Consider the following 17,796-nt stretch of genomic DNA (forward strand, 5'->3'; position numbering starts at 1 on the left):
CTTCATCCTTTCATTAAAAAACCTCAACAGCGACGTTGAGGTTTTTAACACATGTTACACATACGACAGCTTTTGGCCATCTTTAAAGACATCGTCAATGGTCCCGCCGCCAAGACATTCTTCGCCATCATAAAAAACAACAGCTTGTCCTGGAGTGACAGCACGAACGGGTTCATCAAAGATCACCATTGCTTCCTGCTCACCTGTCATTTTGACTTTTACATGATGGTCTTCTTGACGGTATCGGAATTTCGCTGTGCATGTGAGTTCACCGTTTTCGCCGACAATATGAGGACGAGTCCAGCTGATGTTAACAGCTGAAATACTTTCAGAGTATAAAAGCGGGTTGTGGAAGCCTTGTTCAACAAATAAGATATTTTTCTCTAAGTCCTTCCCAACAACGAACCACGGATCACCGCTTCCGCCAATGCCAAGTCCTTGGCGCTGACCGATCGTGTAATACATCAGTCCATCATGTTCACCTTTTACTTCTCCGTCCATTGTCTGCATCACACCGGGCTGTGCAGGCAAATATTGGCTAAGGAACGTTTTAAAGTTTCTTTCCCCAATAAAGCAGATGCCCGTAGAATCTTTTTTCGTTGCTGTTGCGAGCTCTGCTTCTTTCGCTAATTCACGCACTCTTTTTTTCTCTAAATCGCCGATTGGGAACAACACTTTATCAAGCTGTTCTTGAGTCAGCTGATTCAAGAAATAAGTTTGGTCTTTGTTTGTATCAAGACCTCTTAGCATTTTGACTTCATCGCCGGTTCTGTCGACACGGGCATAGTGGCCTGTTGCCAAATAATCCGCTCCAAGCGACAATGCATGCTCAAGAAATGCTTTGAACTTAATTTCTTTGTTACACATGACATCTGGGTTCGGCGTTCTGCCTGCTTTATATTCATCAAGAAAATATTGAAACACTTTGTCCCAATACTGTTTCTCGAAATTCACTGCATAATATGGGATTCCAATCTGGTTACAAACACGAATGACATCCTCATAGTCCTCCGTTGCTGTACATACACCATTTTCATCTGTGTCATCCCAGTTTTTCATAAATATGCCGATCACATCATAGCCTTGCTCCTTTAGCATGAGCGCAGCAACTGATGAATCGACGCCTCCGGACATACCGACCACAACTCTTGTGTCTTCAGGTCTTTTTGTCATCTTCATCAACTCCAATTTCAATGAAACAACGTGCGCGTTTCGTTCTTCAGGTGCCTAGCTGTTTCATTTTTCACACACGAACAAAAGGGAGCATTTATTTGGCTAGGCGTTTCACGACAGCCGCTATCTTATGCGCCGCCTGCTTCACATGTTCCTCTTCATTTCCAAGACCGAAGCTAATTCTGACTGAGGATGTCAGCTCTTTTGCTTCTTCACCATACATGGCGCTTAATACGTGCGAAGGAAGGACAGATCCAGCCGTACATGCTGACCCGCTTGAAACAGCAATCCCTTCCATATCTAAGTTCACAAGTAACGATTCAATAGAAACGCCCGGGAAGTGGACATTTAAAATATGCGGCAATGTCTCTTTCGGGTGTCCATTGATAGAGAAATTGAGTGATTCCTCTTTGAATACTTGCAGCATCGCTTCTTTGAGCTTACCATAATGCACTGCTTTTTCTCTTCTATTTTGCTTTGTTAATTGAACTGCTTCTGCAAGCCCAATGATTCCCGCCACATTTTCAGTGCCAGCACGGCGTTTTCTTTCTTGTTCTCCTCCGAATAGCTGCGGAGAAAGTTTTACACGCTCATTGACGTATAAAAAGCCTGTTCCCATCGGGCCATTTAGTTTATGACCGGACGCAGATAAGAGGTCGATATGAAGTTCTGTGACATCAATTGATATTGTCCCAAATGCCTGTACTGCGTCTGTATGAAAATAAGCAGTGTGTTCGTGTAAAAGTTGACCAATTTCTTTGATTGGCTGAATCACACCCGTTTCATTATTGCCATACATGATGGTCACAAGAATTGTATCGTCTCTTAGTGCTTGTTTTAATTGATCAAGATGAATCAATCCAGTGTGATCCACATCTAAATACGTCACATCAAAACCAAGCTTCTCTAAGCGTTCGCATGTATGCAGCACTGCATGATGCTCAGTTTTTGTTGTGATAATATGTTTTCCTTCATGCTGCCTTGCCATTGCCACACCTGTAATGGCCAAGTTGTCTGCCTCTGTTCCCCCGCTTGTGAGGATGATCTCCTGCTGCTTACAGTGTAATTCTCCTGCAATGACTTCCCTTGCTTCATCGAGCCACTTTCTTGCCTCGCGCCCATATGAATGAATACTAGAGGGATTGCCAAATATCTCTGTAAAGTAGGGCATCATCTTGTCCACAATTCGCTGATCCATCGGCGTTGTGGCTGCATGATCTAAATAGATACGTTCCATTTCCGGTACACCTCTGATCTAAATATAGAACATATACGCCTCTTGATCCTCGTCATCTTTATAACTTGCCAAGTCTTCAAGAGTTGTATTGTCTAGTACGTCTTTTACTGCATCACGAATACGAATCCAAAGTGCACGCTTTGCTGGCTCTTCGTTTTCGATCACTTCAACAGGACTAATAGGTCCTTCTAATACACGAATAATATCACCGGCTGTAATCTCGTTTGGCTCATGGGCAAGCACATAGCCGCCATACGCTCCTCGGATACTTTTCACAAGACGTGCATTGCGAAGTGGTGATACAAGCTGCTCTAAATAATGCTCAGACAAATCATTGTTTTGAGCAATTGATTTTAATGATGTAGGGCCTTCGCCATGTTTTTTGGCTAATTCGATCATGATCGTCAGACCATATCTGCCTTTAGTAGAAATTTTCAAGTTAAACACCTCTGCGTTTTCTATTTCTATGTCATCAATTATTTTTCTGATTTCATATACGCTTATATAGACCAAAAGCAATTATATCATACTTTTAGCCAACTTTCATTTGCGGGTTCTGAGCTCAAAACGAGGACGCATCCCTTTTCTATTTGAAGAAATTTCGGTACTCTATACAAACAAGACATTGCTTTAGGAGAGATAATCATGAAACCTTTAGCGTATCGGATGCGCCCAAGTCATATTGGAGACATTATTGGGCAGGAGCATCTCGTTGGAGAAGGTCAAATTATTAGACGAATGGTCGAGGCGAAACATTTGTCCTCGATGATTTTATACGGGCCGCCGGGAATCGGCAAAACATCCATTGCAACTGCAATCGCTGGCAGTACAAGCATTGCCTTCCGTACATTGAATGCGGTGATTCATAACAAAAAAGATATGGAAGCTGTCGCCGCTGAAGCGAAAATGAGTGGTCAAGTCATCTTGATTTTAGACGAAGTCCACAGACTCGATAAAGGGAAGCAGGATTTCCTTCTTCCGTATTTAGAAAATGGCATGATTATTTTAATTGGCGCGACAACAGCTAATCCGTATCATGCGATCAACCCAGCCATCCGTAGCCGGACACAAATATTTGAGCTGAAGCCGCTGGAAACAGAGCAAATCAAAGCTGCATTATCTCGAGCTTTACAGGATGAACATCGCGGGCTTGGCGGTTATTCGGTCAAAGTTGATGAGGAGGCAATGAATCATTTTGCAAATGGATGCGGAGGAGATGTGCGTTCCGCTTTAAATGCGCTTGAACTAGCCGTCTTATCGACAAAAGCGGATGATTCTGGACAGATCACGATCACTCTAGCTGCAGCAGAAGAATGTTTACAAAAAAAGAGCTTCTCGCATGATAAAAACGGTGATGCCCATTATGATGTCCTCTCGGCTTTTCAAAAATCCATTAGAGGATCTGACGCAGATGCTGCGCTTCATTACCTTGCAAGACTGATTGAAGCGGGAGATCTCGAAAGCATTTCGAGACGATTACTTGTGATGGCTTATGAAGATATTGGCCTAGCCAGCCCGCAGGCAGGGCCGCGTGTGTTAAGCGCTGTTCAAACAGCTGAGAGAGTTGGTTTCCCAGAAGCACGAATTCCACTCGCTAATGCCGTGATTGAACTGTGTCTTTCTCCAAAGTCAAACTCCGCTTACCAAGCGATTGATGCGGCACTGCATGATATTCGCACGGGGAAAATTGGTGAAGTTCCCGTTCATTTAAAAGATGCCCACTATAAAGGGGCAGCTGCACTTGGAAGGGGCGCCGATTACTTATATCCGCACGATTATGAAAATGGCTGGGTGAAGCAGCAATATTTACCTGACCCGCTGAAAAACAAGCAATACTATGTACCGAAGCAAACCGGGAAATTTGAAGGTGCATTGAAACAGGTCTATGAGAATTTAAAACGCCAGAAATAAAAAAAGCCCCCTGCATATTAGCAGGCGGGCTGTTTATTTATCTTTCACACGTGTAATCGGAATATCTTTTAACAGTTTCATAATGACATGACCACCCATGATCAGTCCAGCCACAGATGGAACAAAAGCATTGGATGAAGGCGGCATTTGTGCCTTACGAATTTTCGCTTCATCATTTCCAACTTCTTTTCTCACATCTTCACGAATGACAATCGGACTTTCATCAGAGAAAATAACTTCAATTCCCTTACGAATGCCTTCCTTCCGCAGGCGTGTTCTGACGACTTTCGCAATTGGGTCTGTATGTGTTTTTGAGATGTCTTCAATTTTAAACCGCGTCGGATCTGTTTTGTTTGCAGCACCCATACTCGAAATAATGTTCACATCGCGTTTCAGGCACTCTTTCATTAAATGAATTTTATAATGAATTGTATCTGATGCATCAATGACATAATCAAGTGGATACTCAAAGAATTGTTCATATGTTTCTTCTGTATAGAACATTTTGAGCGCAACAACTTCACATTCTGGGTTGATGTCAGCAATTCTTGCCTGCATTAAGTCAACTTTAGGCTGACCAACCGTTGATAGCAAAGCTGGCAGCTGCCTATTTACATTTGTAATATCAATATCATCTTTATCAACAAGAACAATACGGCCAACACCTGAACGAGCAAGGGCTTCTACTGCAAAAGAACCTACGCCGCCTACTCCAAGCACTGCAACTGTACTGTTTTTTAATATATTTAAGCCTTCCTTGCCAATGGCAAGCTCGTTTCTTGAAAACTGATGTAACAAGTGCCTCACTCCACCTTTATTTAAAATGAATCGAAAGAATCATATCATATTCAGCGTTCTCCGTCATCCTTCTCAAATAGAAAAAAACACAAAAAAGTCCCGATCACGCCGCCAGCTTTTCCTTCGTTTTGAACCCCGCACCATGCAGGTGGGTGCTTTCTTCCTCACTTTATAAGTCCTCAGAAGAGGCATTTATGCAGAAAGGAAAGGCAAGCTCCCGTAAAAAAAAATGTTCGGTCAAAACTAGGTAACCACCGTACGTATCAGGACTTTATTTATTGGTTGATGAAAGCATATCATAGGCATGTCCCTTTTACAAGCGTTTACATGCCTATAAACATGCGCCTATTTTACTGTTTTACTTTTGTTTTAATCGCCAAACTCAGTTCATCTAGCTGCGCTGCGCTTACAGTGCCAGGAGCATCTGTGAGAACACAGCTTGCACTTGCCGTTTTCGGGAACGCAATGGTATCTCTTAGGTTAGATCGGCCGGCAAGCAGCATCACTAAGCGGTCAAGTCCAAGCGCAATTCCGCCATGCGGAGGCACACCATGCTCAAATGCATCAAGAAGGAAGCCGAACTGATCGTACGCTTCTTCTTTAGAAAAGCCAAGTAAACCAAACATTTTCTCTTGAATGTCCTTTTCAAAAATACGAATAGAACCTCCGCCAAGCTCATAGCCGTTCAGCACAAGATCATACGCTTGAGCTTTCATATCTTCTGGACTTGTTTCAATTAATTCAAGATCATCCCGAACTGGCATTGTGAAAGGATGGTGGGCAGCATAGAAGCGGCCTTCTTCTTCATCTTTTTCAAGCAGCGGCCAATCGACAACCCATAAGAAATTAAAGACAGACTCATCGATGAGTTTAAGCTCTTTGCCAAGTTTTAAGCGAAGTGCGCCAAGCGCATCATGGACAACAGACGTCTTATCTGCAACAAAGAGTAAAAGGTCGCCTTCTTCAACTTGAAGCTGTTCTTTTAATTCTGCTTGTTTTGACTCATCAAAGAATTTAGCGATTGGTCCTTTTAACTCTGTCCCTTCAGCTTTTAGCCAAGCAAGACCTTTTGCACCATAGTTCGCTGCAAATGCACCGAGTGCATCGATGTCTTTTCTTGAGTAGTTTGCTGCAGCCCCTTTGACATTAATCGCTTTGACAGCTCCGCCATTGTTTACAGCACCGCTGAAGACTTTGAAATCTGAGTCTTTTACCGTATCTGAAATGTTGACAAGCTTCATGTCAAATCGGGTATCCGGCTTGTCAGAACCATAGGAATTCATCGCTTCATCGTACGTCATACGAGGTAATGGCAATGTCAGGTTAACACCTTTGACATCTTTCATCACCTTTGCCATCATCTCTTCAGCAAGCGTCATGATGTCTTCTTGGCTCATAAAGGACATTTCAATATCGACTTGTGTAAATTCCGGCTGACGGTCAGCACGTAAGTCTTCATCTCTAAAGCAGCGAGCGATTTGATAGTAGCGGTCCATCCCAGACACCATGAGCAATTGCTTAAATAATTGCGGAGACTGCGGCAGCGCATAGAATTCTCCTTCGTGTACACGGCTTGGCACAAGATAGTCACGTGCACCTTCTGGCGTACTTTTTGTTAAAATTGGCGTTTCAATGTCTAGAAAGCCGTGATCATCTAAGAAATGGCGGAATGCTTTTGTGACTTCATGTCGCATTTTCATCGTTTCAAACATCGCAGGACGGCGAAGATCTAGGTAGCGGTATTTTAAGCGCACATCTTCTGATACCTCATCTGCTTGATCAGAAATCACAAATGGAGGCGTCTTGGCTTCATTTAAAACAGTGACCGTGTCGACTTGAATTTCAATTTTGCCTGTTTTTAAATTTGGGTTGATCGTGGCTTCTTCTCTTGCGACCACTGTCCCTTTAATATCAAGGACATATTCATTACGAATCGATTCTGCTGTCTCAAGAGCCTCTTTTGATTGGTCTGGATGAAAGACAACTTGCACAATGCCTGTACGATCACGCAGGTCAATAAAGATTAATCCACCAAGGTCACGACGTTTTTGTACCCATCCTTTTAATACAACTGTTTGACCAATTTGGTCTTCTGTTACTTCTCCACAATAAAAAGTTCTACCAAACACAAACATTCCACTCCTTCTTTACGCTTTCTGGTGGGCTTTCATCATTTGAATCAGCTCATCAAGCTTCACTTCAATTTGTTCACCCGTTGTCGTATCTTTTACATTTACAATTTGCTGCGCCAGCTCATCTTCACCAAGAACTGCAATAAACTTGGCTTTCAAGCGGTCTGCGGCTTTAAATTGTGCTTTTAGCTTTTTCCCTGTATAGTCCATTTCACTTGAAATGCCTTCTTTTCTTAGGCGATTCAATAAGCCAACAGCATAATCTTTTGCTTGATCTCCTAATGCCGCAATATATAAATCAATGCCGTCTTGAACAGGAAGCTCAATCTTCTCTGCATCAATCGCTGATAGGAAACGTTCAATACTCATCGCAAAGCCGATACCTGGTGATTCAGGACCGCCAATTCCTTCAACGAGTCCATCATAACGGCCGCCGCCGGCTAATGTTGTGATCGCGCCAAAGCCTTCTGCATTACTCATAATCTCAAAGGCAGTGTGATTGTAATAATCAAGACCGCGCACTAAGTTCGGATCGACGACATATTCAATGCCTAGATCGGTTAAATATTGTTTTACTTTTTCAAAATAAGTCCGTGATTCTTCATTTAAGTAATCTTGAATGGATGGTGCCGTTGCCATCAGTTCGTGGTCGCGGTCCTTTTTACAATCAAGAATACGCAATGGATTTTGATGCAAGCGAATTTGGCAGTCATGACAGAATTCATCAATTCTTGGTTCAAAATGCTCGACAAGTGCTTGACGGTAATCTGCACGGCTTTCTTTGTCACCAAGGCTGTTAATGACGAGTTTTAAGTTGGAAAGACCTGCTTTCTCGTACACACTCATCGCTAATGAAATGACCTCTGCATCAATGGCAGGATCTTTTGAACCGATCGCTTCAATTCCGAATTGATAAAATTGACGATATCTTCCCGTTTGCGGACGCTCATAGCGGAACATTGGTCCAATGTAGTACAGCTTTGTAGGCTGTGCAGGCTGTGCAAACAGTTTATTTTCAACATAAGAACGGACAGTTGAAGCTGTTCCTTCTGGGCGAAGTGTGATGCTACGTCCTTTTTTGTCTTCAAATGTGTACATCTCTTTTTGAACGATATCTGTTGACTCGCCTACTCCTCGTGCAAACAGTTCCGTATGCTCAAAAATCGGTGTGCGAATCTCTTTGTATTGAAAGGCTGCACATGTATCTCTCGCAATTTGTTCAACATACTGCCAGCGTTCTGATTCTCCCGGTAAAATATCCTGTGTGCCTCTTGGAATATTAAAACTCATTTTTCGTCCTCCTACGACCATCATTCATTTTTTATGTGGACATATAAAAAACCCCCGCCTCTACTATGTGTATAGTAGGGACGAGAGTTATACCCGTGGTGCCACCCTAGTTGGAACATGATCTAGCCATGTTCCCGCTCAAATCCTTAACGCAGATTCACGTTCTCCGCCTAATGACTCATTTTTTGAGTGTTCAGCAGGAAACCTACAGAGTGTTCTTTCGTGATAAATGCCATGCGGATTCGCTTTCAGCCTAAGGCGATTCCTCTCTGCTCACGCAATTTACCCTACTATTCTCTATCATCAGTTCCACATTTTAAATTTTCAAGTGTGTTGATTTATATTATAATAAGGTCGGTGCTGCCACTCTGTCAACCCTTGCCGTGTCTCTTTTTCTTTTCCAGCTCTTCTTTTGACGTGCATCCGTATTCAGATGCCGTTTCTTCAAGGAAGCCTGGTTGATCCATTTCGTCGTGCTGCCAGCGGTCGATATCACGATGTCCATTATATTGCACTCGTCCTAATTTTCTGCTTAATCTCATGTTTGTACATCCTTTTATCACATTTTTATCTAGTATAAACAGATTGATTCAATTTTATTAGGGAAACTGCAAGGAATTCATCCATTACATAACGAATTAACATTCATCGGTTTTACAAGGGAGGGGAAAACACCGTTTTGAATCTGAAAACACACCATCACATGATGTTGCTGCTCACCTGTTTTGTCCTCATTGCCAGCACTTGGCCAATGACACATGCGACGGCTCAAACAGATCAAGCTGTCGTTGCAACAGATGAAATCAATGTGCGAACCGGACCTGGTTTAAGCTACGGGATCGCAGCAGTTGTGAAACGAGGAGAAAGCTACCCGATTCTCACTGAACAAGGAGAATGGGTACAGATCGGGCTATCGAACGGACAAAAAGGCTGGGTCGTCTCATGGCTGATTACCAAGTCATCTGATGCACAAAAGCCTGCTAAGCAAAAGACGCAAGGTCAAAGTACGCAAGGAAGCAGTTCGATTACGTCAACAGCCTCCGACCTTCGCATTCGGACAGGCCCAGGGACTTCCTATCAAGTCATTGGCACTTTTCCGCAGGGCGCTTCCGCTAAAAAGCTGGACACAAGCGGCGAATGGACAAAAATATCGTACAAACAAGCGGAAGGCTGGGTCCACTCTGATTATATTTCTGGCGGACAAAACGCTTCTTCATCCAGATCAGCTGAGCCCGCTCGTTCTAAACAGTCCGGCACAGTTGGCGTATCAAGCTTGAATGTTCGAAAATCGGCGGCACCAAACGCACAAGTGGCCGCTTCACTTTCCCGCAACACTCAAGTCACCATTTTAAGGGAGCAAAATGGCTGGTATGAAATCGAAGCAAAAGGCGTTAAAGGCTGGGTTGCAAGTTATTATATTGTCTCAAACCAAGGAACAAGTGCAGCACCTGAAAAGAATTCTTCCTCTTCGTCATCTCATCAGAAAGCGTACATCGTTTATGATGGAACGAATATTAGAAAAAGCGCTTCTACCTCTGCTGGAATTGCAGAAAGAGCAACAAAAGGAGCTGCTTATCAAATTGTTCGTACGCAAGGTGACTGGTACGAGGTGACATTATCAAACGGCGGAACAGGCTACGTGGCGAGCTGGGTCGTTCAAACAAAGAAAAATAGCAGCGAAGCACCAAGACCTCAGCAGGATTCATCGTCTGGCACTGGATCTTTAAAAGGCAAAACAATTGTTCTTGATCCTGGGCATGGCGGAAAAGACAGCGGCACGATCGGCGCAGACGGTGCATTTGAAAAGAATATCACGATCAAAACCGCTCATTTGCTGGCGGGTAAGTTAAGAGCTTCTGGAGCAAATGTCTATTTAACACGAAGTGATGATACATTCATCAGCCTTCAATCGAGGGTTGCCACTTCACATTACCGAAATGCAGATGCATTTATTAGTCTTCATTATGATAGTTTTATGGACCCAAGTATCAGAGGGAGCACCGCATATTATTATCAGGCATCCAAAGATCAAAGCCTGGCGACAAGCGTTCATACGGAAGTCGCAAAACGATCACAGATCCCTGATAAAGGAGTCAAATTTGGAGATTATTTTGTTTTAAGAGAAAACAAGCGCCCTTCCCTTTTATATGAACTCGGCTATTTAAGCAATCCTCAAGAAGAAGCGATCATTTATAGCGCCTCTTACCAAGAACGAGTGACAGAAGGAATGACAGAAGGATTAAAACAATATTTCCGATAGAAAAAAGAGGCCGCTGCGCCTCTTTTTTGTTTGATCGCAAAAGAAAAAGACTCTAAACAAACTCTCAGCAAGAGTTTATCTACAGTCTAATGTCTTTCTATTCTTTGCTGTCCATCAACATGGTGACTGGCCCCGAATTGGTCAATGAGACGTCCATCATCGCCCCAAAACGTCCAGTTTCAACATGGATGCCCTTTTCTCTAAGCGTTTCATTGAAGCATTCGTAAAGTGAATTCGCCACATCCGGTTTGGCAGCTTTCATAAAGTTCGGCCGTCTGCCTTTCCTCGTATCACCATAAAGAGTAAATTGAGATACAGACAGCACGCTTCCTTTTACATCCAATAACGAAAGATTCATTTTCCCGTTTTCATCTTCAAAAATACGCAAGTGTGCGAGCTTTTCAGCTAAGTAATGCACATCTTCTTCTGTGTCTTCATGTGTAACCCCAACGAGCACCATATAGCCTTCATTGATGGCACCTGTGATCTCTTCTCCTACTTTCACAGATGCACTCGTCACACGCTGAACAACAAGCCTCATAGACGATATACTTCCTTTCTAATTCATGAATCGGCGAACAGAGTAAATGTCTTTGATTTGTTTGATGCGTTCTACCACTTTGTGCAAATGGTTAATATTTTGGATAAAGATCGCCATATGGATCGTCGCCACTTTGTTACGATCAGACTTACCAGAAACCGACGAGATGTTCGTTTTGGTTTCGTTGACTGCTTGAAGCACCTCATTAAGTAAGCCGCGTCTGTCATATCCTAATATCTCAATTTCCACATTGTATTCTTTACGGTTTCGAGCAGGCTGTTCATGCTCCCACTCAACCGGGATTAACCGTTCCTGCGCTTCTCCTGTCTTTACGTTCGGACAGTCATCACGGTGAACAGATACGCCACGGCCTTTTGTAATAAAGCCAACAATGCTATCACCAGGAACAGGATTACAACACTTAGATAAACGGACAAGCAAGTTATCAATGCCTTTCACTCGCACGCCAGCTTCCCGTTTTTTCCCGTGATATGGTTTTGACTCTACAGACACTTCTTGAACGGTTTTCTCTTGTTCTTCCTGATCTCTTTGTTTTCTTTCTTTTTCCGTTAAACGATTCGCCACTTGGAGTGCCGTAATTCCGTTATAACCAACGGCTGCATACATGTCCTCTTCATTTGAGAAATTAAATTTATCAGCCACTTTTTGCAGATTTTCAGCGGTCAAAATGTCTTTAACATCGAACTCAAGGTTTTTGATTTCTTTCTCCACAAGTTCTCGGCCTTTTTCGACATTTTCTTCACGGCGCTGTTTCTTGAAAAACTGTCTGATCTTGTGCTTCGCTTGGGAGGTTTGGGCAAGTTTGACCCAATCCTGGCTTGGTCCATAGCTATGCTTAGATGTCAGAATTTCAATAATGTCACCTGTTTTTAGCTTATGATCAAGTGTGACCATTTTACCGTTGACTTTGGCTCCGATTGTTTTATTCCCAATTTCCGAATGAATCCGGTATGAGAAATCAATTGGAACTGAACCAGACGGCAGCTCTATGACGTCTCCTTTTGGTGTAAATACAAACACCATATCAGAGAAGAGATCGATTTTTAACGATTCCATAAATTCTTCCGCATCTGTGGATTCATTTTGGAATTCAAGGATTTCTCTAAACCAAGACAGCTTCTTCTGGAAAACGGCTTCTTCCGTCGATTCTGCTGACTCTTTGCCTTCTTTATACGCCCAGTGTGCCGCAATTCCGTATTCCGCAATTTCGTGCATTTCCACTGTACGAATCTGAACTTCAAGCGGGTCCCCTTTTGGACCAATCACCGTTGTATGAAGAGACTGATACATGTTCGGCTTTGGCATCGCAATATAATCCTTAAATCTGCCTGGCATCGGCTTCCAGCACGTATGAATAATACCAAGTACCGCATAGCAGTCTTTAATGCTGTCAACCAAAATACGAACAGCCAGCAAATCATATATTTCATTAAATTGCTTATTTTGCATGACCATTTTTCGATAAATACTATAAATATGTTTCGGTCTGCCGGAGAATTCAGCCTTAATGTTCACCTCAGACACGCGGTCTTTTACTTCATTAACAACCTCGTCCAAGTATTCCTCACGTTCCGCTCGTTTGCGCTTCATGAGATTCACAATCCGGTAGTATTGCTGCGGATTTAAATAGCGGAGGGCTGTATCTTCAAGCTCCCACTTAATCTTTGAAATCCCTAATCTGTGCGCAAGCGGTGCAAAGATCTCAAGGGTTTCATTTGAAATTCTTCGCTGCTTTTCCTGCGGAAGATGTTTGAGTGTTCTCATATTGTGAAGACGGTCTGCCAGCTTAATTAAGATGACGCGAATATCCTGCGCCATTGCAACAAACATTTTACGATGGTTTTCAGCCTGTTGTTCTTCTTGTGATTTATATTTAATCTTTCCGAGCTTTGTCACACCATCAACAAGCATGGCCACTTCTTCGTTAAAATGCTCTTTTAAATCTTCTAATGTCACATCCGTGTCTTCGACAACATCATGCAAGAAGCCGCCAGCAATGGTCGAAGGGTCCATTTCAAGATCAACAAGAATTCCCGCCACTTGAATAGGATGGATAATATAGGGCTCACCGGATTTCCGGTATTGCTCCTTGTGAGCATTTTCAGCATATTCGTATGCACGCTCTATAAATTGAATATGTTCAGCGGACAGGTATTCTCTTGCCTTATCAATGACCTGCTGCGCCGTTAAAACTTGTTCGTTCGCCATGGAATCACCTTTTTAAATGAAAACTGTATTGTAGTTTATTATCAAGAAAAATTCGATAGATGTAAAGAGAAGAAGTCCGCTAAAAGATTTTTGATAGGAAAAAAGCACCCTTCTTACTGAGTGCTTTTTGCGTAAAACTCCATTAGTATTGCATTAACGTCAAGATGTCGTAACCGTCAAGCTTCTTTCTGCCATCAAGATACGTCAGCTCAATTAAAAATGCAATCCCTGCCACAACGCCGCCTAATTCCTCAACCAGCTTGATGGATGCTTCAATCGTTCCACCTGTCGCAAGCAAATCATCTGTGATCAGTACACGCTGACCAGGACGAATTGCATCTTTATGAATCGTTAATACATCTTTACCGTATTCCAAACCGTAATCGACTTTGATGACTTCACGAGGAAGCTTTCCTTCTTTACGAACTGGGGCAAAACCTACACCAAGTGCGTATGCTACAGGGCAGCCAATAATGAATCCACGCGCTTCAGGTCCAACAATGAGATCAATGTCTCTTTCCTTCGCGTATTCAACGATTTGATCCGTTGCATAACGGTACACTTCGCCTTTATCCATTAACGTTGTAATATCTTTAAATTGTACACCTTCCTTTGGGTAGTCAGGTACAACTGTCACATATTGTTTTAAATCCATCTTTTCCTTTTCCTCCTCGTACGTCAAAGCACAGGTGAGACTTCGCTCATCATGCTATTCAGCCATTCCTTCAGCTCTTTGGCTGAGGAATATGTTAGTGTTTGATCGAGTTCCATCAATCGTTGTTTTGCTGTATAAGACGATGATGCGGTTAAATCTTTTTTAGGGGCATCACGCACTATTGACAGCACACCATTCTCTATTTTAACAAAACCGAGTTCAAAAAACACCTTTGTCATAAAAATGATTGTATCTTTTGTCCAACCTCTATGTTTGGCAAGCTCCATGCCTTGTTCTTTAATAGGAAAACTTCCCCGTTTGAACAAGAACCCATAGAACCATTTGAATTGATCACGGCTCGGGAATGAGGACATAAAGTGATCTTCTTTCCGCTGAAACACCGTATAAATTCTTGCTGGTTGTTGATTTTCTAAAAGCAGCTTGAGCAAGTGTTCATCTGCAGGAACATCGGCAAAGATCACATACTTTTCCTGCACATCAAACGTGGATACATTTTCTGCATCAATAAGGTGAATCGGAATATCCACCAGCTCCGATTGCCTTTTTGTTTCTTCGTCAAAACAGAAGACCATCGTTTTTGCTGGATCAAGTGTTGATACTTTCTTTTCCCAATCTTTTTTCCCGCGTAAATCAAAGAGCTGCCATTCATCGACTCTGGCGTCTTTTAGCATGAGCTGAGGTTTCTTTCGGTTATTCCATTCATTAATAGAGACCTCACCAACGACAGAAATTTGACTCCCTGGGACAAGTTCTTCTTTTAGCTTGCCTTGGTGAAAACCGACACAGTCGAGCAGCTTGTCTTCGTCTTTTAGTGACATTTTAATGTGATTTTGATTGGCCCCGATCGTTCGGATGTCTTCAAGCTGGGCGTCTTCAATCATAATGAACGGCTTAGGATTCTGCATGCCAAACGGGGACAGCAGTCCCACTTCTTCAATGGCTTGCACCGTCATTTCGTCCACTTTACATACTGCATCGACCCGTTGAATTGGAATGAAATCTTCTTCTGTCAATGTTTCATTTGCATATTGATTCAATCTTTCCCTAAGTAAAGGAACATCATCCGCTTGAAGTGTCATTCCTGCTGCCATCGGGTGTCCACCGAAATGCGGCAGGATGTCACGGCACTTGCTCAAATGGAAAAATAAATCAAAGCCAGGAATACTTCGAGCTGACCCTTTCGCCATCTGCGTTTCTTCGTCTATTCCAAGCACAATCGCCGGACGAGAAAATGTATCCGTCAATTTTGAGGCAACAATGCCGACAACGCCTGGATTCCAGCCAGCTTTTGCTACGACGATAGCAGACTGGTCAGCACCTGTCTCTTCGACCATTTGAATGGCTTCTTCCGTGATCGTACTCACAATTTTCTGCCGTTCTTTGTTCAATTCTTGTACAAAACGAGCGAGTTCTTCTGCTTCATCCATATCCTCAGTCATGAGAAGATGAACAGCCGGATCTGCCTGCTCAATTCGTCCAACAGCATTCAGCCTTGGCGCAATTTGAAAGCCGACCGTTTCCTCATTTGCTTCTTCAAGAGTGGCGCCTGCTTCTTTTAATAACGCTTTTAACCCAGGCCGTCTAGATTGACGAAGCTGCATTAAGCCTTTTTTTGCAAGCCATCTATTTTCATCATGCAACGGGACAAGATCCGCAATTGTACCGATTGCAGCAAGATCTAATAATTCTACTGGGAGTTTACCAAGGAGTGCATGTGCCACTTTAAACGCAACACCGACACCCGCCAGCTCTTTAAACGGATACTCACACCCAGGCTGCTTAGGATGTACAATCGCAAGTGCCTCAGGCAGTTCCTCGCTTGGTTCATGGTGATCTGTGATGATCAGGTCTAATCCTATTTCTTTTGCAATACGTGCTTCATTTACAGCAGCGATCCCTGTATCCACGGTGATAACAAGCGATGCTCCTTGCTCTTTGATATATCGGAAAGCCTGTTCGTTTGGCCCATATCCTTCTTTAAATCGATCTGGAATATAAAAGTCTACCTTCGCAGATCGTTCTTTAAGTGTATGTAAAAGTACAGACGTACTTGTCACACCATCTGCATCATAATCTCCGAAGATCACAATCGATTCCTGCTCTTCGATCGCTTTGTTGATGCGCTCTACTGCTTCTTTCATTCCTTTTAATAAGAATGGATCATGAAATTCGGCTTTTTGATCAAATAAAAAAGACCTCGCTTCTTCTACTTCTTCGAGCCCTCTTTGTACAAGAAGTGATGCAGTCAGCGCTGAAATATTCAGATTTTCAGAGAGTGATTTCACTTTTTCTTCGCTAGGATGTTCATATTCCCAGCGCATTTTGGATAATAACATAAATTCACCCCTCAACCACACTATTATACTAGAGTGGACTAAGGGGTTTCAATTTTTATTTTATGAAATTGTACTGGAAGATTATTTTTCCTTCCGGTCAAAAGACGCTGGCTGTTCTTTTAAAGGTGTGACATTCGTTTTCTTTTGAACGTCTTTGTCCGCCTTTTTATGAGAAGAAGCAGGGCTTGCTTTAGCGGCTGCATGTTCAGCTTTTAATGTTTTTAATTCACGTTTTAGTTTCATAATTTGGAAAATCCCCGCAAAAGCCACAATGAGTCCGCCCATAAGAACAGAACCGATAATGACAAGGATCAGCGGCCATTCAGCCGTTCCAAATAAGTAGTCTACCTGTACAGGCCGCACGTTAATAACAGCAAATACTGAGACAATTAATACGAAAATAAATGCGAGTATGATGGTCCATTGTTGTTTATTCATCTACAAATCCCCCAAGCTTTTTCTTTTATTCTTCCCTCTTTCTTGTCCTTTTTAAACACCGAAAGAACATGGCGGAAGGTTTTCTATCAGCATGGGCGCTTAGCTGCTGAGTTTTTCTTTAATGAGGCTCTTTAATTCTTTTCTTTCTCCAGAGATGACAAGGGTGTCTCCTTCTTCAATCACCGTATCTGGTCCTGGATTTAAAATTTTCTCATGTGATTTTCTCACAATGGCGATGACTGTCACTTGATAATTTTGACGAACACTCAGGTCTCCGATCGTCTGGTTAACAGCCGGTGCGTTCTTTTCAATCTTAAACCATTCAATGATGAGTTCATCAATGGCCACCTCCACTGTCTCAAGCGCTTTTGGTTTATAGACCATGCCGCCTAAAATAGCCGAGATTTGTCTTGCTTCTTCATCGCTAAGCAAGATACCAGAAATACATTCTTCGTGATCATCTTCTTGAAAATGATACATCTCTCTTCTGCCGTCATCATGTGTGATAATGGCAAGTTTCTCATTATTTCTTGTGATCATTTCGGCTTTGTGACCGATACCTGGCAGTTCAGTTTCCCGAACCTTCATAACAGCCCCTCCAATGAATAAAAGCCAAATGCCCCAAACGGACACTTGCTTTCTATACTGATCTAAACGTATGTCATTATAGCAAAAGACCATTTCAAGATCAATGAAACCCGAAATGTTTTTACATATCATCTTATTGTTGTGACGATGACAAGTATGATGCATGAAAAAAAGACTGCCAAGCTGG

15 protein-coding genes, 1 other RNA gene and 1 other annotated feature are annotated in these 17,796 nt (G+C 42.6%); of the genes, 2 read left to right on the plus strand and 14 right to left on the minus strand.

Translation table 11 applies throughout. The annotated features are described in order from the left end of the window. Nucleotides 1-54: 54 nt before the first annotated feature. The 3 genes from mnmA to NSQ11_RS12490 all read right to left on the minus strand — a co-directional run bounded on the left by mnmA (nt 55) and on the right by NSQ11_RS12490 (nt 2,848). Nucleotides 55-1,173, minus strand: coding sequence for a tRNA 2-thiouridine(34) synthase MnmA (mnmA, locus tag NSQ11_RS12480; RefSeq protein WP_008342709.1), 1,119 nt, complete (start codon nt 1,171-1,173; stop codon nt 55-57). Between the two features lie 94 nt (nt 1,174-1,267). Further along, nucleotides 1,268-2,410 carry a cysteine desulfurase family protein gene (locus NSQ11_RS12485; RefSeq protein ID WP_099496641.1) on the minus strand — a complete coding sequence of 381 codons (1,143 nt, stop codon included), beginning with the start codon at nt 2,408-2,410 and terminating at the stop codon, nt 1,268-1,270. Between the two features lie 18 nt (nt 2,411-2,428). After that, nucleotides 2,429-2,848 carry an Rrf2 family transcriptional regulator gene (locus NSQ11_RS12490; RefSeq protein WP_008342713.1) on the minus strand — a complete coding sequence of 140 codons (420 nt, stop codon included), beginning with the start codon at nt 2,846-2,848 and terminating at the stop codon, nt 2,429-2,431. A gap of 207 nt (nt 2,849-3,055) precedes the next feature. Here NSQ11_RS12490 and NSQ11_RS12495 point away from each other — a divergent pair, with 207 nt between their 5' ends. Continuing rightward, nucleotides 3,056-4,321, plus strand: coding sequence for a replication-associated recombination protein A (locus NSQ11_RS12495; protein ID WP_099496642.1), 1,266 nt, complete (start codon nt 3,056-3,058; stop codon nt 4,319-4,321). 33 nt (nt 4,322-4,354) lie between these two features. On the opposite strand, the gene NSQ11_RS12500 is transcribed toward NSQ11_RS12495, so the two are convergent. From NSQ11_RS12500 to NSQ11_RS12520, 5 genes are all read right to left on the minus strand, one after another. Continuing rightward, nucleotides 4,355-5,119: a tRNA threonylcarbamoyladenosine dehydratase gene (locus NSQ11_RS12500; protein ID WP_213406884.1), complete on the minus strand. Its 765-nt coding sequence runs from the start codon at nt 5,117-5,119 to the stop codon at nt 4,355-4,357. A gap of 92 nt (nt 5,120-5,211) precedes the next feature. After that, nucleotides 5,212-5,392, minus strand: a non-coding RNA gene (ssrS, locus tag NSQ11_RS12505) — 6S RNA. Between the two features lie 77 nt (nt 5,393-5,469). After that, a complete protein-coding gene (aspS, locus tag NSQ11_RS12510; protein ID WP_046344996.1) occupies nt 5,470-7,248 on the minus strand; it encodes an aspartate--tRNA ligase in 1,779 nt (592 codons plus the stop codon). Between the two features lie 18 nt (nt 7,249-7,266). Continuing rightward, a complete protein-coding gene (gene hisS, locus NSQ11_RS12515) occupies nt 7,267-8,541 on the minus strand; it encodes a histidine--tRNA ligase (protein WP_008342721.1) in 1,275 nt (424 codons plus the stop codon). Nucleotides 8,542-8,614: 73 nt separating this feature from the next. Beyond that, nucleotides 8,615-8,854: a binding site (T-box leader), on the minus strand. A gap of 58 nt (nt 8,855-8,912) precedes the next feature. Next, nucleotides 8,913-9,083, minus strand: coding sequence for a YrzK family protein (locus tag NSQ11_RS12520; protein ID WP_003216250.1), 171 nt, complete (start codon nt 9,081-9,083; stop codon nt 8,913-8,915). Between the two features lie 137 nt (nt 9,084-9,220). Here NSQ11_RS12520 and NSQ11_RS12525 point away from each other — a divergent pair, with 137 nt between their 5' ends. Then, on the plus strand, nt 9,221-10,801 hold the full coding sequence (locus NSQ11_RS12525) for an SH3 domain-containing protein (protein ID WP_335357732.1): 1,581 nt from the start codon (nt 9,221-9,223) through the stop codon (nt 10,799-10,801). Between the two features lie 97 nt (nt 10,802-10,898). On the opposite strand, the gene dtd is transcribed toward NSQ11_RS12525, so the two are convergent. From dtd to NSQ11_RS12555, 6 genes are all read right to left on the minus strand, one after another. Further along, nucleotides 10,899-11,342 (minus strand): D-aminoacyl-tRNA deacylase, encoded by a 444-nt coding sequence (gene dtd, locus NSQ11_RS12530; protein ID WP_048003401.1) that lies wholly within the window; start codon nt 11,340-11,342, stop codon nt 10,899-10,901. Nucleotides 11,343-11,360: 18 nt separating this feature from the next. Continuing rightward, nucleotides 11,361-13,571, minus strand: a complete 2,211-nt coding sequence (locus NSQ11_RS12535; RefSeq protein WP_008342726.1) for a bifunctional (p)ppGpp synthetase/guanosine-3',5'-bis(diphosphate) 3'-pyrophosphohydrolase — start codon at nt 13,569-13,571, stop codon at nt 11,361-11,363. 142 nt (nt 13,572-13,713) lie between these two features. Further along, a complete protein-coding gene (locus NSQ11_RS12540; RefSeq protein WP_008342729.1) occupies nt 13,714-14,226 on the minus strand; it encodes an adenine phosphoribosyltransferase in 513 nt (170 codons plus the stop codon). 23 nt (nt 14,227-14,249) lie between these two features. Next, complete coding sequence (recJ, locus tag NSQ11_RS12545; protein WP_017358116.1) at nt 14,250-16,583, minus strand: single-stranded-DNA-specific exonuclease RecJ; 2,334 nt, start codon at nt 16,581-16,583, stop codon at nt 14,250-14,252. Nucleotides 16,584-16,664: 81 nt separating this feature from the next. Then, a complete protein-coding gene (locus NSQ11_RS12550) occupies nt 16,665-17,021 on the minus strand; it encodes a lipopolysaccharide assembly LapA domain-containing protein (RefSeq protein WP_017358117.1) in 357 nt (118 codons plus the stop codon). 99 nt (nt 17,022-17,120) lie between these two features. After that, nucleotides 17,121-17,609, minus strand: a complete 489-nt coding sequence (locus tag NSQ11_RS12555; protein ID WP_008342734.1) for a cation:proton antiporter regulatory subunit — start codon at nt 17,607-17,609, stop codon at nt 17,121-17,123. Between the last annotated feature and the right edge of the window lie 187 nt (nt 17,610-17,796).

The sequence above is a fragment of the Bacillus sp. FSL W7-1582 genome (assembly GCF_038593325.1).
Taxonomy (GTDB): domain Bacteria; phylum Bacillota; class Bacilli; order Bacillales; family Bacillaceae; genus Bacillus; species Bacillus altitudinis.

Coding starts and splice junctions, on each gene's coding strand:
- mnmA (WP_008342709.1), bottom strand. CDS start 1,173: ATGACAAAAAGACCTGAAGACACAAGAGTTGTGGTCGGTATGTCCGGA.
- NSQ11_RS12485 (WP_099496641.1), bottom strand. CDS start 2,410: ATGGAACGTATCTATTTAGATCATGCAGCCACAACGCCGATGGATCAG.
- NSQ11_RS12495 (WP_099496642.1), top strand. CDS start 3,056: ATGAAACCTTTAGCGTATCGGATGCGCCCAAGTCATATTGGAGACATT.
- hisS (WP_008342721.1), bottom strand. CDS start 8,541: ATGAGTTTTAATATTCCAAGAGGCACACAGGATATTTTACCGGGAGAA.
- NSQ11_RS12520 (WP_003216250.1), bottom strand. CDS start 9,083: ATGAGATTAAGCAGAAAATTAGGACGAGTGCAATATAATGGACATCGT.
- dtd (WP_048003401.1), bottom strand. CDS start 11,342: ATGAGGCTTGTTGTTCAGCGTGTGACGAGTGCATCTGTGAAAGTAGGA.
- NSQ11_RS12535 (WP_008342726.1), bottom strand. CDS start 13,571: ATGGCGAACGAACAAGTTTTAACGGCGCAGCAGGTCATTGATAAGGCA.
- NSQ11_RS12540 (WP_008342729.1), bottom strand. CDS start 14,226: ATGGATTTAAAACAATATGTGACAGTTGTACCTGACTACCCAAAGGAA.
- recJ (WP_017358116.1), bottom strand. CDS start 16,583: ATGTTATTATCCAAAATGCGCTGGGAATATGAACATCCTAGCGAAGAA.
- NSQ11_RS12550 (WP_017358117.1), bottom strand. CDS start 17,021: ATGAATAAACAACAATGGACCATCATACTCGCATTTATTTTCGTATTA.
- NSQ11_RS12555 (WP_008342734.1), bottom strand. CDS start 17,609: ATGAAGGTTCGGGAAACTGAACTGCCAGGTATCGGTCACAAAGCCGAA.